Origin of the sequence: Flavobacterium sp. FlaQc-47, from assembly GCF_044006475.1 — a bacterium.
Taxonomy (GTDB): domain Bacteria; phylum Bacteroidota; class Bacteroidia; order Flavobacteriales; family Flavobacteriaceae; genus Flavobacterium.
In genome coordinates this window covers 318,547-334,750 of sequence record NZ_JBIPCQ010000005.1, presented here as the reverse complement: position 1 = coordinate 334,750, position 16,204 = coordinate 318,547, and the positions used below count along the sequence as shown (strand labels likewise).

Genomic DNA, 16,204 nt, shown 5'->3' with positions numbered 1-16,204 from the left:
CTTTGTATGATTAAGTAATGAATAGGATTTACAATGAGTGTAATTGCAGAAATAATTGATACTCTTGAATATAAAGTCGAAAAGCTTTTTGAGAAATCAAAAGGTCTGGAGAAGAACAATCAGGTTTTACGATTAGAATTAGCCAAAGCTGCGCAAATTATCCAGAAACAATCTGAAGAAATGGAAGCTTTGAAAAAGCAATATGATACACTTAAAATAGCCAATTCGTTGCTTGGCAGCGACAATAACAAGAGAGAGACAAAGCTTAAAATAAATTCATTAATTCGCGAAATTGATTACTGTATAGCACAACTATCAGATTAGAAAAACATGGACGGAAAGCTTAGAATTAAAATATCAGTTGCAGATCGAGTTTACCCGTTAACGGTTGAACCTGTTCAGGAAGAAGGACTTAGAAGTGCTTCTAAAAAAATTGATGCTATGATCAAGCAATTCGAAGAAAGTTACGCGGTTCGTGATAAACAAGATGTTCTGGCTATGTGTGCTTTGCAATTTGCATCACAAGTAGAACAAAAACAAATTGATAACGCAATCGATGGCGAAGAAACCATTGAAAGAATTAAAAGATTAAATTTGCTATTAGATCAATATCTCGAAAATTAAACGTTCTTTACAGAAACTAAGATACTGCCTACATTAGTTCACAATTGGTAAACTCAACACTAACAAATTAAAGTGAGTGAATCTTCGCTACTATAGTATGCCATGCTCCGGCACGGAAACTTGAACAGTGAGTTAGCTCAAAACTTGTCTTTACGAGTTTATTCAAGCAATTAATGTAGGCTTTTTTTATATATAAATTTTAACAAACATGGACATCATAACGATCATTATTTCAGGTATTGTAGGGATTGCGGCAGGTTTTGCAATCGCTAAAATTATCGAAAAAAGCAATATTTCTAACCTAATCAAAAACGCAAAAAAAGAAGCTTCTTCCATATTAAAAGACGCGAATTTAGAAGCTGAAAATATTAAAAAAGATAAAATCCTTCAGGCAAAAGAAAAATTCATCGAATTAAAATCTGAGCACGAACAAGTTATCTTATCAAGAGATAAAAAAGTAGCAGAAGTAGAAAAAAGAGTACGTGACAAAGAATCTCAAATTTCAAATGAGCTTTCAAAAGCTAAAAAAGTAAACGACGATTTTGAAGCTAAAACTTTAGAATACAACAACAAAATTGAAGTTTTAGATAAAAAACAAGCTGAAGTTGACAAATTACATAAAAGTCAATTACAACAGCTTGAAGTAATTTCAGGACTTTCTGCCGAAGAAGCAAAAGAACAATTAGTGGAAGGTTTAAAAGCCGAAGCTAAAAGTAAAGCGATGTCTCATATTCAGGATACTATTGAAGAGGCAAAACTTACTGCACAGCAAGAAGCTAAGAAAATTATCATCAACACTATTCAAAGAGTTGGAACGGAAGAAGCAGTTGAGAATTGCGTTTCGGTTTTCAACATTGAATCTGATGATGTAAAAGGTAGAATTATTGGTCGTGAGGGTCGTAACATTAGAGCTCTTGAAGCTGCAACAGGAGTTGAAATCATTGTTGATGATACACCGGAAGCTATTATACTTTCTTGTTTTGATCCGGTTCGTAGAGAAATTGCGCGTTTGTCTTTGCACAAATTAGTAACTGACGGACGTATCCACCCTGCGAGAATCGAAGAAGTGGTTGCTAAAACAGCGAAACAAATCGACGACGAAATTATTGAAGTTGGTAAACGTACTGTTATAGACTTAGGAATTCACGGTTTACACCCGGAATTGATTAAAGTTGTAGGTAGAATGAAATACCGTTCATCATACGGACAAAACTTATTACAACACTCCAGAGAGGTTTCTAAACTTTGTGGTATCATGGCTGCCGAATTAGGCCTGAATGTAAAACTGGCTAAAAGAGCAGGTTTACTTCACGATATTGGTAAAGTTCCGGATACTGAAAGTGATTTACCTCACGCATTATTAGGAATGCAATGGGCGGAAAAATATGGTGAAAAAGAAGAAGTTTGTAATGCAATTGGAGCTCACCACGACGAGATCGAAATGAAATCATTACTTTCTCCAATCGTTCAGGTTTGTGATGCAATTTCAGGCGCAAGACCAGGCGCAAGACGTCAGGTTTTAGATTCATACATTCAACGTTTAAAAGATCTTGAAGAAGTTGCTTACGGATTTAGCGGTGTAAAAAATGCATACGCAATCCAGGCCGGTAGAGAACTTCGTGTAATTGTAGAAAGCGAAAAAGTTTCTGATGATAATGCAGCAAACTTATCTTTTGAAATTTCACAAAAAATACAAACCGAAATGACTTATCCGGGTCAGGTAAAAGTTACAGTAATTAGAGAAACAAGAGCGGTGAATATCGCTAAATAATCTTCCTATCTATAAAATAATAAAGGCTATCTTAACGGATAGCCTTTATTGTTTATATTAACTTTCAAATATTTCGTTGCTTTTAAAAAATCAACAAAAGGACTAAATGTTGTAAAAAAACATAAAAGATATTTTAGGAGAGTGCATTTATATACTGATGACTTTTAACGCAAAGTTTTTTACAGTAGAGTGTATTGACAAACACAAAGTTCACAAAGCTTTGTGTTAACCTGGCTTTGTGAACTAATCAGCGTTTTACGAAAAATATTATTTTCGTGGATGATAGGAATGCATGACTTCTTTTAAGAAACTTCGATCTAAGTGAACATATATTTCTGTAGTTGTAATTGATTCATGACCAAGCATTAACTGAATCGATCTTAAGTCGGCGCCATTTTCAAGTAAATGTGTTGCAAAAGAATGCCGTAAAGTATGCGGACTTATATTTTTATTCAGGCCTGTTTTTACAGCCAGGTTTTTAATAATAGTAAAAATCATCGCACGCGTAAGCTGACTCCCTCTTCGATTTAAAAACAAAGTATCTTCACAGCCTTTTTTTATATTGAGATTTATGCGAACTTCTTTTTGATAAATCTGCATGTATTTTTGAGTCAGTTTTCCAATGGGGACAAAACGTTCTTTATTTCCTTTTCCTGTAATTTTTATAAATCCTTCATCAAAAAATAAATCTGAAATTTTCAGTGAAACTAATTCCGACACCCGAAGTCCGCAACCATAAAGTGTTTCTAACATAGCCCGATTTCGTTCGCCTTCATTAGAACTCAAATCAATAGCAGCAATAAGCGAATCAATTTCCTTAACGGATAAAGTATCCGGTAATTTCCGACCTGTCTTAGGTGTTTCAATTAATTCTAAAGGATTATCATTTCTATAATCTTCAAAAATCAAATACCCAAAAAAGCTTTTTAATCCAGAAATAATCCTGGCTTGCGAACGCGGATTTACTTCTTTAGCAACTGCATAAATAAATTGCTGTAAAGTTTCATCAGTAATCTTTAAAGGCGAAACTTCAATTTGATTGGTTTCTAAAAACAGACATAAGCGCTCAATATCAAAACCATAGTTTTCGATTGTGTTTTTCGACAAACCTCTTTCTATCCGCAAATACGACTGATAATCTTTTATATATCTGTTCCAATTCATAGTCACAAAGTAAAACATTTTTTTAGGCATAAAAAAACCTTCCTGATTAGGGAAGGTTTTTCAAATATCTAAATGTATAGATTAGAATTTATATGCAGCAGTTAATGCCAAAACATTGTTTGTATATCTATTATCATAATAATAACCATCATAACGATCGTTGTAATCATAAACATTAGATAAACCAATAGTATAACGAATACCTACAGAGAAATTATCTGTGAAATTATATCCTGCTCCCAAATTAAAGGCAACATCAACTGATTTTTCATCTTCAATATTTTTACTGGAAACTAATAATCCAAGTTGTGGTCCGGCTTCAACACTAAATTGTTTTGTGATATAATATTTAGCCAATACAGGAACATTGATATAGTTTAAATTTACGGTATAATCACGTTGACCATTGTATCCATCAAATTTAGCTCCCTGAGCAGAAAATAAAAGCTCTGGCTGAATGTATAATTTTTTCCAAATATTGATTTCAGCAAAACCACCTAATTGAAAGCCTACCAATGCATTTGACTCATCAGCACCACCTATCGTGGCAATATTAAGACCTCCTTTTACTCCAAATCTAGTTTTTTGGGCATTTGCAAACCCGAATGCCATTATTGCAATAGCACATAAAATAACTTTCTTCATTTTATTTGTTTATGGTTAAAATTAATGGCGCAAATATAAAACTATAGAAAAGGAAAAAGGATTTTTTTTAACAAATAATTTTATAATTGAATATAATTATGTTAAAATAAATTTATTGTTAATATATGAGGATAATAAAAAAAGCCTCCCATATTTGGAAGGCTTAATTTTTATAAACTAAATATTTTAGAATTTGTAAGCTAAAGATAATGCAAGGTTGCTATTTTTAGCACTGTCATAATACTCCTGTTCATTATCAACATCTGAATTTTCAGCGATTGGTGATATACCAATTGTGTAACGAAGATTGATAGAAAGATCTTCAGTAAAGTGGAATCCAGCTCCTACATTAAATCCGAAATCAACAGATTTAAATCCGTCCTTAACATCTTCACCTTCAGATTTTGCAGATAATAAAACCCCCAGTTGAGGACCTGCTTCAACACTAAATTTTGGAACAATATAATACTTAGCTAAAACAGGAATATTCAAATAATTCAATTTTAGATCAACGTCTCCAAATAAAGGTCCTCCATCAAATGTACTTCCTTGTGCAGAATATAAGATTTCTGGCTGGATAGCAAACTTGTCAGCTATTTTGATTTCGGCAAAACCACCAACATGAAAACCTACTAGGGATTTACTGTCTTCAACATCTCCTCCTACTATATTAGAAAGATTCAATCCTCCTTTAACTCCAAATCTTGTTGATTGTGCATTTGTAAATCCAAATGCCATTACTGCAAGTGCAGATAAAATTATTTTTTTCATTTTTATAAGTTTTGATTAAATTTAATAATCAAATATAAAAATATACTTCCCAAAAAAGAACTTGTATTTTAACAAAAAAAGTGGTAACTAGAGACTAAATCCTACTAAAAGCAAACTTGCGTGTTGTTATTTGTTACATCTCAAACAAATAAAAACTAAAAACCTTCCAGATATCTGGAAGGTTTCTAAGATATTAATTCATTAAATATTAGAAATGTAATGCAAAACCAATGTTGAATTGTAAAACATCTTTACCATAATCTTCGTTTAAAGTTATGTTATAACGAAGTCCCGGCTCAACAGAAACATTTTTTCCTATAAACCATGCATAACCTCCCTGAATCCCTAAATAAGAAGGATTTTCTTTAGCATCTTTAATACTTGCTCCGGTATAGGAAAGCTCAACAGGAATTTTATTGATGACATAATACTTTGCTCCTACTTTATAAGAAAAAATAGAACTTGCATAATCCAGACCATTATCTCCATAACCTAATCCCGCTTTTACAGCTAAATTATCCATTACAAAATATCCACCTTCAGCACCAATATTCCAGGAAGTTGTTCCATCCTCAGAACTTAATGCAAAACCCGTGTTTCCTGTTCCGGTTGGTCCAAAAGAAGTATTTCCTTCGATAAGGTACTTTCCTTTTTTAGTTTGCTCTTGTGCATTAGCAAAACTAACTGTCATTACTGCAATCGCAGCTAAAATAATTTTTTTCATGGTTGCGTTTTTTGTTTGTTACTATCTTATAAAACTAATCTAATACTTGTTAAAAAAAGTCCGCTATAAGCCAGAGAAGTATTAAAATAAGACAGAATTTAATTACAAACAACAAACTGAATTTCAGCACATTAAAAATGAAATCATAAAATTAGAGGTCGAAAAATCACAAATAGATGTTAATTTTATAAATTATTTAATCCGATTAATAAAACAATAAAATCAAAATAATGTAGTTTTGACTAATAGATACATTTAAAAATACCAAATTTTAAAAAACACTTTTATGAAAAAAATAATTTTAGCAGCTGTTTTGTTCATGGCAACATCAGCTACAATTCAGGCACAATTATTAAAAATTGGAGTTAAAGCAGGGGTTAACTTTGCTAACCAAACAGGAGATGCCGCTTTTGACGGAATCTCGGTAGATAAAGAAGGTATTACAAGCTACCATGCAGGTCTTGTAGCAGAGATAAAATTATTAGAGAAATTCTCTATTCAGCCAGAGCTTTTATACTCTACTCAAGGAGCAACTTATAAAAGTGCCGGAGAAGAGTTTAAAAATGAATTGGGTTATTTATCTATTCCGGTAATGGCTAAATTTTATTTATCTAAATCTTTTAGCTTAGAACTTGGACCACAAGCTTCGTTTTTATTAAGCGAAAGAAATGATTTTGATGTTAAAAACGGTGAAACTTTCGAATTTGGTGTAAACGCTGGATTAGGATTTAAAATTACTGAAAGTATTTTTGTTCAAGGACGTTATGGTTTAGGATTAACAGAAGCTTCTAAAGATGCAGATGTTAAGAACTCTGTATTCCAATTATCAGCTGGATTCATGTTCTAAAAAATATATCACATACTTTTATAAAAACCGTTCTATTAATTAGAACGGTTTTTTTATTTTTACCAAGTTCAATGGCAAATGTAAAAATCAATGGCAAGTTCAATGTCAATGTCAATTTCAACTTCAATGGCAATTTCATTTACAAAATCACAGTAATGTCAATGTCGAGTTCAATATGTCAATTACAGAATCAAAGCAATGTCATTTGAAGTATCAATTTAGCTTAATTGAACTTATATCACTTATATGTTTTAAAAATCTAAATGTTTTAATTCGCAAAATATACCTTAAAATATGAAAATCTGCATTATCAACGGACCTAATTTGAATCTATTAGGAAAAAGAGAACCTGAAGTTTACGGAAGTCAAACTTTTGAAGATTATTTTGAAACGTTGCAAACGAAATTTCCGGACATTGAACTTTCTTATTACCAAAGCAATATTGAAGGTGAATTGATTGGTAAAATTCAGGAAGTTGGGTTTTCTTTTGACGGAATTATTCTGAATGCCGGCGCTTATACGCATACTTCAATAGGTTTGGGCGATGCAATGAAAGCCGTTACAACTCCCATTATCGAAGTTCATATCTCGAATACTTATGCGCGCGAAAGTTTCAGACATCAATCCTATTTGTCCGGAAATGCTAAAGGTGTTATTTTAGGTTTTGGATTAAAAAGCTATGAATTGGCAATTCAATCTTTTTTATAAGCGTCGACTTCGATCAGGCAGACAGCAATTTAACAAATTTTTAATAAGCGCATTTTTAACTTATTCTATTTTTGTTAGAGAAACCATTTTCATGAAAAACGCTATTTTACTCGCCTTTTTATTTTTTTCGATTTCCAATTTCGCCCAAATAAAGGGAACAATTTCCGACGAAAAGGGTAATCCGTTGCCTTTTGTTTCCGTATTTGAAGAGAATACTTATAGCGGAACAACTTCTAACGAACAGGGAAAATACCAACTGAACGTCAAAGAAATTGGTAAAAACAAAATCACTTTTCAATATCTGGGATTCAAAACCCAAAAAATAACCGTCACTGCTGATTCAAAAACAATAATTCTTGATGTAAAAATGCTTGAAGAAAGTTTTGCATTAAATGAAGTTGTAATTGATCCAAAAAATAATCCTGCGGATGCGATTATAAAAAACGCAATCGCGAATAAAAAAGATAATTCTGATAAAACTGCACGATTTACCGCTGATTTTTATTCAAAAGGAATGTTCAAAGTCAAAGATTTACCTAAAAAAATCCTTGGCAAAAAAGTAGATCTTGGCGATGATATGTCATCAAATCTGGATTCGACAGGAACAGGAATTTTATATTTATCCGAAACTATTTCGAAGATTACTTTTGAAAAGCCTAATAAATTAAAAGAGAAGATTATTGCTTCTAAAATCTCCGGAAACAATAAAGGATATAGCTACAACACCGCTTCTTTGTCGACTTATGATTTTTACGACAACAATTTAGATTTCGATATAAAGCTCATCTCTCCTATCGCAGATAATGCTTTCAGTTATTATAAATACAAACTTGAAGGCACTTTTTATGATGATAATAACCAACAAATCTATAAAATTAAAGTAATCCCAAAACGCGATAAAGAACCTGTTTTTGAAGGTTACATTTATATTGTTGATGACAGTTTTGCGATTTATGCGATTGATTTAGATATAAAAGGATATCGCATGAAAAATGAATTTACCGAAGTAATGAATTTAAAACAAAGCTTTAGTTATAATGCAAAAAATAAAATCTGGACAAAAAATGCACAAACGCTTGATTTTACTGCTGGCATTTTTGGAATAAAATTCTCCGGAAAATTTAATTATGTCTATTCTAATTATGAGTTTCCTAATTCTTTTGAAAAGAAAACTTTTGGAAACGAAGTTGTTGCTTTTGAAATTAATGCCAATAAAAAAGATGATGCTTTCTGGAATGAAATTCGTCCAATTCCGCTCACGTTAGAAGAAAGTACAGATTATACGAAGAAAGACAGTTTGCAAATTATTCGAAAATCTCAGAAATATACGGACTCAATAGATGCCAAAAATAATAAGTTTAAAATTACAGATATCTTAATGGGTTACGATCATAAAAATACTTTCAAAAAATATTCATTTGATTACAAAGGCTTATTAAATCTAACTTCATTGAGTTTTAATACAGTTCAGGGATTCAATTTAGATTCTGGTTTTTCATTTAAAAACTGGAATGAAGAGCAAGGAAAAAGCATTTCAATAAGTACGACTTTTAATTATGGCTTTTCTGATGAACGTTTTCGTGTTATTGGTGAATTCAGTCATAAATTCAACAATATAAATTATGCAACAATTTCGGCTTCAGGAGGAACTAAAGTGGCACAATTTAACAGTGCACAACCCATTAGTAAACTGGTTAATTCAATAAGTTCTTTATTTTTTAAAGACAATTATATGAAGTTGTACAATCTTGAATTTGCCCAAATTAACTATTCACAAAATGTTTTAAATGGTGTGAATTTGATAGGAAAAGTGGCTTACGAGCAACGAAAACCTCTTTTTAATACTACTGATTATTCTTTTTTTAAAAGGGATGATCTTTATTCCTCAAATAATCCATTGGCGCCAAATGATTTTACAACTCCGGCTTTTGATCCGCATCATTTATTTAAAGCCTCGCTAAATGCCCAAATTAACTTTGGAAATAAATATATTTCAAGACCGGACGGAAGATATAATTTCAAAAATGATAAATATCCAACCGTTTTTTTAAGCTTAGAAAAAGCATTTGCAGCAAATGAAAAAAAATATGAATTTGAACGAATTGGAGCTTCTGTACAATATGATTTGTCGTTAGGAAACAAAGGAATTCTGGGAGTGAATTTAAGAGCTGGAAAATTCTTTAATGCCGAAAATATTTCGTTTATCGATTACCGACATTTTAACGGAAACCAAACACATATAGGAACAAGCGATCGCTATTTGAACGTTTTCAACTTAATGCCATATTACGCCAATAGTACAAATGACAGTTATTTTGAAATGCATTTAGAACATAATGATACTGGATTTATCATGAATAAAATTCCGTTATTGAATTTATTAAAATCTACACTGAACTTAGGATTTCATTCTCTGGCAATTCCGGATAGAAAACCTTATACAGAATTTACTGTTGGTTTAGACAATTTAGGTTTTGGAAAGTTTAAATTATTCAGATTGGATTATGTTCACTCGTATCAAGGCGGAATTCAGCAAAATGGTGTTGTATTTGGGTTGAAGATTTTGAATGTCCTAAATTAGGTCCACAGGATCAAAGGAACAAAGGGACAAAGTTTTTAAAACTTAGAACCTCAGCATCTTTCTAACTTTGAAACTCAGGAATGATAATCATCAGGTTCAATATGAATTAGAACATTTCCTAATTGCGGAATTTTTTCTTTTAAAGTATCCTGCAGTTTGTGTGATAAGTCATGCCCTTCTTTTACCGAAATTTTAGCCGATACAATGGCATGAAGATCAACATGGTATTTCATGCCGGCTTTACGAATAAAGCATTTTTCAGTTCCCAGAATCCCTTCTACTTTTAAAGATTTTAAACGAATTTCCTCGACTAAATCATCATTCATGTTTTCGTCCATAATTTCGCCAAGTGCGGGTCTGAAAATTTTATAGCTGTTATATAAGATAAAAAAAGCAGCAAAAAGCGCCGCCCAGTCATCTGCAGATTCATAACCTTTGCCCATAATTAGTGCAATCGAAATTCCTATAAATGCCGCTACAGATGTAATGGCATCACTGCGATGGTGCCACGCATCAGCTGCAAGAGAAGAACTATTGGTTTCTTTACTTCGCTTCATAACTAAACGAAAAGAATATTCTTTCCAGATAATAATAGCTCCTAGTATATACAACGTCCATGATTTTGGCAAACCATGCGGTTCCTGAATATTGGCAATACTTTCGTAACCAATAATTGTTGCCGAAGTGATCAAAAATCCTACTACCAAAAAAGTAATTAGAGGCTCGGCGCGTCCGTGTCCGTATGGATGATTTTCATCGGCTGGTTTATTAGAATATTTGATTCCAAATAAAACCAAACAGGACGAAAATATATCGGCAGTCGACTCAATTGCATCTGCAATTAAGGCATAAGAATTGCCAAAAAAACCTGCAAAGCCTTTTATAACGGCTAAGCACGTATTCCCAACTATACTAAATACAGTAGCTTTTATAGCTGTTTGTTCATTTGTCATTTGCGCCTTTTAACAGATTAAATAAGTTTTAAGATATAAAAACCATTAAGATATTAAGATTCATTAAGCTATTGTAATCTTAATTTATCTTAATCTCTTAATGGTATTTTTAGAATATTTATTTGCTAAATATTATCTTTTATGCTCTAACAATTTTTGCTCCAATTGCTCTTAAACGTTCGTCGATACGCTCGTATCCACGATCAATTTGTTCGATATTTTGAATTGTACTTGTTCCTTTTGCTGAAAGAGCTGCAATTAATAATGAAATTCCCGCACGAATATCAGGAGAGGACATTGTTGTAGCTTTTAATTGAGATTCGAAATTATGTCCCATAACCACTGCTCTGTGTGGATCACATAACATAATTTTTGCTCCCATATCGATTAGTTTATCAACGAAAAACAAACGGCTTTCGAACATTTTCTGGTGAATTAAAACATCTCCTTTTGCTTGTGTTGCCACAACCAAAACAATGCTCAATAAATCAGGTGTAAATCCTGGCCATGGCGCATCTGCAATGGTTAAAATAGAACCGTCGATATCTGTTTTTACTTCGTACCCATCTTTATGAGCAGGAATGTAAATATCATCTCCACGTCTTTCAATAGTAATTCCTAGTTTTCTAAAAGTATTCGGGATTAAACCTAAATTCTCCCAGCTTACATTTTTGATCGTGATTTCGCTTTTTGTCATAGCAGCAAGACCAATCCAGGAACCAATTTCGATCATATCCGGAAGGATAGTATGCTCACATCCGCCAAGGCTTTCAACACCTTCAATTGTCAATAAGTTAGATCCAACTCCTGTAATGTTAGCTCCCATTGAGTTTAACATTTTACACAATTGTTGCAAATAAGGTTCACAAGCTGCGTTGTAAACTGTAGTTCTACCCTTTGCTAAAACTGCGGCCATCACAATATTTGCTGTTCCTGTTACTGATGCTTCGTCAAGTAACATATCTGTTCCTTGTAATCCTTCTTCGGGAGTTTCTACTCCGTAAAAGTGATCTTCTCTATTGTATCTGAATTTTGCTCCAAGATTGATAAACCCTTCAAAGTGTGTATCTAATCTGCGACGACCAATTTTATCTCCACCCGGTTTAGGAATATATCCTTTTCCGAAACGTGCCAAAAGTGGTCCAACAATCATAATAGAACCACGAAGCGCTCCGCCTTCTTTTTTGAAAGCTTCGGTTTCTAAGTATCCAACATTAACCTCATCGGCCTGAAACGTAATCGAACTTGGTTCATTTCTTTGAATTTTCACCCCTAAATTACCCAACAATGTGATTAATTTATTGATGTCAATAATATCGGGAATATTATTAATTTTAACTTTTTCGCCAGTTAGAAGCACGGCACATAAAATTTGTAATGCCTCATTTTTTGCTCCTTGCGGAGTGATGTCTCCTTTTAAAGGAATTCCTCCCTCGATTTTAAAAATTCCCATATTCTTTTTTTAAGGTTCTTCTTTTAAAGTTGCTAAGATTCTGAGATTCTAACATTCTGAGTTTTAAAAAACTTAGAGACATAGTCACTTAGTTCTTAGTCCCTTTTTTTATTTCTGATTGTTTTGTAATTAAGTTGTGAGTTAATGAAATTCTAAGTTATTAAACTAAAAAAAATTAGCCCCTTAGCATCCTTAGAAACTTAGTCCCTTTTTTTACTTTTGATTATTTTTCTGAAAAGGCTTTGGTTTCCCTGTTCCTTTAATGTTTTTATTGCTTTGGATTTTTGGCTGTCCCAGAGGCGTAATCTTATTAGACATACGTTTATTGGTACGCAACAAATCTGTTGTATTCAAAAGTTCTTCTGTACTTTGCAACAAATTGATTTTCCCTTCAGACAATTCAAATAAATGTTCAAAAATCACATCATCTTTTACGGTGTCTTTGTTCCAGCTTAAATATGATTTTTTCATGTGATTGGCAATTACCAATACTAATGCATTTTTCATCTCGCCATCTTCCCATTTATTGGCAACATCAATCATATATTTGATATTGTTACCGTAAAACCTGTATTTCGGGAAATTTTGCGGATATTGTAAAACATCTGGTTTTAACTGCAATACATCTCGTGACGGAATTGGATATGGTGAATCTACATTTAATCTAAAATCAGACATAATGAAAAGCTGATCCCATAATTTATGTTGAAAATCCGGTACGTCACGCAAATGCGGGTTCAGACTTCCCATTACCTGAATGATGTATTTCGCAGCTTTGTTGCGCGTTTCAGCATCTTCAATAATAGTGGCCTGATCGATCAGTTTTTGCAAATGACGACCATATTCCGGAATAAGTAAACGCTGTCTTTCAGAATTATATTCTAAATTAAAAACAACGTCATTCGCGACTTCTTTTTTATATTTTTCGACCATAAGTTATAATGAAACTATACCTTCTATTGTAGAGACTTCTTTGTATTTGCTAATCACTTGTTCAGCACTATGCATTGTAACATCTACAGAAACACTGGTAAATTTACCTGTTTTAGATTTTGTTGTTTTAATAACCGCTCCCAAATTGTCAAAAGCTTTTTCAACTCGCTCGACATTATCATTTACCGACGGCATAATAAATTTATACAAATATTCTGCAGGCCAAGTATTTGAGTTATCCAACTCTACCTTTAATCTTTCGTAAAATTCAGCGGTTTCTTTTTCTTTATCGTTTTCCATTCGTAATTAAAAATAAAGGCAAATATACGGTTTTGAGTTTAGATTTTAGATTTTTTTCTTTCGAAAAAGGGGCAAAGTTACAGAGGCGCAAAGGTGCAAAGAAAAAAACTTTATAACTTTATTTCTTTGTAAAATTTCCTCTTATATTTGAGAAAAACATTGCTTAGAAATTTGCTCGTAAATTAACGAAGGCGCAATGTTTCTAAGCTTTTGAATATTTTCACTTGCGCGATTAAAACACATCACAATGAAAAAAATTCTTTTACTTTTTATAGCAATCACATTCAATAATATTCACGCCCAGGAAATTAAAACAATGACCTACTTCCAGAATGACACTATCAAACTGGACTTAGATTTGTATTTACCTCAGAAAAAAACCACCGAAAAAATTCCATTAATTATTTTTGCTTTCGGTGGAGGATTTTCTGGAGGAGAACGCACCAGCGAAAAAGAATTTGGAGTGTTTATGGCGAAAAACGGTTACGCAGTTGCGAGTATTTCTTACAGTTTATATATGAAAGGAAAAGATTTTGGATGCAAAGGCACACTAACCGAAAAGATAAAAGCAATCCAAATTGGCGTTAGCGATATGTGGCAGGCAACTTCTTATTTGATCGAAAATGCTAATAAATACAATCTTGATACTTCAAAAATCTTTATTTCGGGAATTAGTGCCGGAGCCGAAATTGGTTTCCATGCCTCTTTCTGGGATTACAAACTGATGAATTTATATAAAAACAATCTTCCGGAAAATTTCAAATACAAAGGTTTCATTGGTGGCTCGGGCGCTATTCAGGATATTAATTTAATTACGAAAGAAAAAGCAATTCCGATGTTATTGGCACACGGAAATAATGATGATACAGTTCCATATGCAGCTGGTTCGCATCGCTCCTGTCCAACAAATGCTTCGGGCTGGCTGATTCTGTTTGGGTCTTATGCGGTTTACAATCATATGAATGATCTACATAAAGATATTGAGCTGATTACGTTTTGTGGTGGCGGACATGAATTCTCGGGTTATCTTTTTCATCAGGGTCAACAATATGTTCTGGATTTTGTAAATGATGTTTCGAAAGGAAAAAAATTTGAATCGCATATTATTATTCCTTCGGCGAAAAAGAATGCGAATTCTGGGAAATATTTATTTTGTGAATGACACGAATAATTTCGGCTAAAGCCAAAATCCTATAATTTTCTACAATATATATGCGACATTACACCTTATATATTTCGATGTAAACTGGACTAAAGTCCAGCCCTACAATATTTGCCGAGTCTACGACTCTTTCTGTCTTAATTCTAGAGAAACAATTTATTTTGTAGAGCTGGACTTTAGTCCAGTTGCGACATATTTTCAAGTAATATTTTTTTTTATTCTATAGCAACATCAAAAAGAAATAATAATCACAAAAACCAAAGTCCAGCCCTAAAACATTTGCCAAGTCTAAGAAGCTTTCCAACTTAGTTCTAGAGAAACAATTTATTTTGTAGAGCTGGACTTTAGTCCAGTTGCGACATATTTTCAAGTAATATTTTTTTGATTTTATTCTATAGCAACATCAATAAGAAAAAATAATCACAAAAACCAAAGTCCAGCCCTAAAATATTTGCCAAGTCTAAGAAGCTTTCCAACTTAGTTCCAGAGGAACAATCTATTTTGTAGAGCTGGACTTTAGTCCAGTTGCGACATATTTTCAAGTAATATTTTTTTGCCTTATTTATAGCAAGATCACAAAAGCAATAATAATCCCAAAAACTAAAGTCCAGCCCTACAATATTTGCCAAGTCTAAGACGCTTTCTAACTTAGTTCCAGAGGAACAGTCTATTTTGTAGAGCTGGACTTTAGTCCAGTTGCGATAATATTTCAAGTAATATTTTTTTTGCCTTATTTATAGCAACATCAAAAAGAAATAAACAACCCAAAAACTAAAGTCCAGCCCTACAATATTTGCCAAGTCTAAGACGCTTTCTAACTTAGTTCCAGAGGAACAATCTATTTTGTAGAGCTGGACTTCAGTCCAGTTGCGATAATATTTCAAGCAACAACAGCAACGATATTACCTAAAATTGCGAAATCATTCGCTTAAGACGAAATAAACTTTTTAAATATCAATAAGTTTAGGTAAATTTGCGCTTTATTTTTAGAAAGTGCAAAAACAAATCATAGTTCTCATTGGTGGCCCGGGAACGGGAAAATCTACTCTTATCAACGAATTGGTAGCTCGTGGCTACTGTTGTTATCCGGAAATTTCCAGACAAGTTACACTCGAAGCTCAGCAGCGAGGTATTGATCAATTGTTTCTGGAACAGCCTTTATTATTTAGCGAAATGTTGCTGGAAGGCCGCATTAAACAATTTCAAGATGCTGGTCAGGAACCTGATAATGTAGTATTTATAGATCGCGGAATTCCTGATGTTGTGGCTTATATGGATTATATTGGTGATGATTATCCTGAGCATTTTACAAAGGCTTGTGAGGATTTTAAATACACCAAAACTTTTATTTTACCACCTTGGGAAGAAATTTACGAATGCGACACGGAACGCTACGAGAATTTTGAACAAGCTTTGACAATACAAAAACACCTTGTTGAAACCTACAAGAAATACGGCTACGACTTAATTGAAGTACCGAAAGATACCGTAGAGAACAGAATTCTTTATATCTTAGATAAAATTTAGTCCCGTTTTAAAGTTGCAAAACTAGAAACTGATTTCTAAAT

Annotated in this window: 16 protein-coding genes; 8 read left to right on the top strand and 8 right to left on the bottom strand. The window is 32.8% G+C overall.

The window, feature by feature from the left end:
• Positions 1–33: 33 nt before the first annotated feature.
• The 3 genes from ACHRVX_RS18015 (at position 34) to rny (ending at position 2,395) form a co-directional block, all read left to right on the top strand.
• Positions 34–324, top strand: a complete 291-nt coding sequence (locus tag ACHRVX_RS18015) for a hypothetical protein (RefSeq protein ID WP_055091878.1) — start codon at positions 34–36, stop codon at positions 322–324.
• A gap of 6 nt (positions 325–330) precedes the next feature.
• On the top strand, positions 331–624 hold the full coding sequence (locus ACHRVX_RS18010) for a cell division protein ZapA (RefSeq protein ID WP_395334683.1): 294 nt from the start codon (positions 331–333) through the stop codon (positions 622–624).
• A 208-nt stretch (positions 625–832) separates the two neighbouring features.
• The gene (rny, locus tag ACHRVX_RS18005; protein ID WP_395334681.1) at positions 833–2,395 is read left to right on the top strand and encodes a ribonuclease Y; all 1,563 of its coding nucleotides are present in this window, start codon (positions 833–835) and stop codon (positions 2,393–2,395) included.
• Positions 2,396–2,662: 267 nt separating this feature from the next.
• Here rny and xerD read toward each other — a convergent pair whose 3' ends face one another.
• The 4 genes from xerD to ACHRVX_RS17985 form a co-directional block, all read right to left on the bottom strand.
• Positions 2,663–3,559, bottom strand: a complete 897-nt coding sequence (xerD, locus tag ACHRVX_RS18000; RefSeq protein ID WP_395334679.1) for a site-specific tyrosine recombinase XerD — start codon at positions 3,557–3,559, stop codon at positions 2,663–2,665.
• A gap of 81 nt (positions 3,560–3,640) precedes the next feature.
• Entirely contained in the window at positions 3,641–4,204 is a 564-nt protein-coding gene (locus tag ACHRVX_RS17995; protein WP_395334677.1) for a porin family protein, read from the bottom strand.
• 186 nt (positions 4,205–4,390) lie between these two features.
• On the bottom strand, positions 4,391–4,975 hold the full coding sequence (locus ACHRVX_RS17990) for a porin family protein (protein ID WP_395334675.1): 585 nt from the start codon (positions 4,973–4,975) through the stop codon (positions 4,391–4,393).
• Between the two features lie 208 nt (positions 4,976–5,183).
• Positions 5,184–5,699, bottom strand: a complete 516-nt coding sequence (locus ACHRVX_RS17985; RefSeq protein ID WP_395334672.1) for a hypothetical protein — start codon at positions 5,697–5,699, stop codon at positions 5,184–5,186.
• A 286-nt stretch (positions 5,700–5,985) separates the two neighbouring features.
• Between ACHRVX_RS17985 and ACHRVX_RS17980 the strand changes: the two genes are divergently transcribed.
• The 3 genes from ACHRVX_RS17980 to ACHRVX_RS17970 all read left to right on the top strand — a co-directional run bounded on the left by ACHRVX_RS17980 (position 5,986) and on the right by ACHRVX_RS17970 (position 9,835).
• Positions 5,986–6,546: a porin family protein gene (locus tag ACHRVX_RS17980; protein ID WP_395334670.1), complete on the top strand. Its 561-nt coding sequence runs from the start codon at positions 5,986–5,988 to the stop codon at positions 6,544–6,546.
• 294 nt (positions 6,547–6,840) lie between these two features.
• Positions 6,841–7,254, top strand: coding sequence for a type II 3-dehydroquinate dehydratase (gene aroQ / locus ACHRVX_RS17975; protein ID WP_395334667.1), 414 nt, complete (start codon positions 6,841–6,843; stop codon positions 7,252–7,254).
• 91 nt (positions 7,255–7,345) lie between these two features.
• Entirely contained in the window at positions 7,346–9,835 is a 2,490-nt protein-coding gene (locus ACHRVX_RS17970) for a DUF5686 and carboxypeptidase regulatory-like domain-containing protein (RefSeq protein ID WP_395334664.1), read from the top strand.
• Positions 9,836–9,909: 74 nt separating this feature from the next.
• Here ACHRVX_RS17970 and ACHRVX_RS17965 read toward each other — a convergent pair whose 3' ends face one another.
• From ACHRVX_RS17965 to ACHRVX_RS17950, 4 genes are all read right to left on the bottom strand, one after another.
• The gene (locus tag ACHRVX_RS17965; RefSeq protein WP_395334662.1) at positions 9,910–10,788 is read right to left on the bottom strand and encodes a cation diffusion facilitator family transporter; all 879 of its coding nucleotides are present in this window, start codon (positions 10,786–10,788) and stop codon (positions 9,910–9,912) included.
• A 139-nt stretch (positions 10,789–10,927) separates the two neighbouring features.
• Positions 10,928–12,241 (bottom strand): UDP-N-acetylglucosamine 1-carboxyvinyltransferase, encoded by a 1,314-nt coding sequence (gene murA, locus ACHRVX_RS17960; RefSeq protein WP_395334659.1) that lies wholly within the window; start codon positions 12,239–12,241, stop codon positions 10,928–10,930.
• A 213-nt stretch (positions 12,242–12,454) separates the two neighbouring features.
• Positions 12,455–13,174 (bottom strand): DUF4290 domain-containing protein, encoded by a 720-nt coding sequence (locus ACHRVX_RS17955; RefSeq protein WP_395334657.1) that lies wholly within the window; start codon positions 13,172–13,174, stop codon positions 12,455–12,457.
• A gap of 3 nt (positions 13,175–13,177) precedes the next feature.
• The gene (locus ACHRVX_RS17950) at positions 13,178–13,474 is read right to left on the bottom strand and encodes a DUF493 family protein (RefSeq protein WP_213301880.1); all 297 of its coding nucleotides are present in this window, start codon (positions 13,472–13,474) and stop codon (positions 13,178–13,180) included.
• Between the two features lie 247 nt (positions 13,475–13,721).
• Between ACHRVX_RS17950 and ACHRVX_RS17945 the strand changes: the two genes are divergently transcribed.
• Together ACHRVX_RS17945 and ACHRVX_RS17940 are read left to right on the top strand one after the other, a co-directional pair.
• Entirely contained in the window at positions 13,722–14,636 is a 915-nt protein-coding gene (locus tag ACHRVX_RS17945) for an alpha/beta hydrolase fold domain-containing protein (protein WP_395334654.1), read from the top strand.
• Between the two features lie 993 nt (positions 14,637–15,629).
• Positions 15,630–16,163 carry an AAA family ATPase gene (locus tag ACHRVX_RS17940; protein ID WP_395334651.1) on the top strand — a complete coding sequence of 178 codons (534 nt, stop codon included), beginning with the start codon at positions 15,630–15,632 and terminating at the stop codon, positions 16,161–16,163.
• The last annotated feature ends 41 nt before the right edge of the window (positions 16,164–16,204 follow it).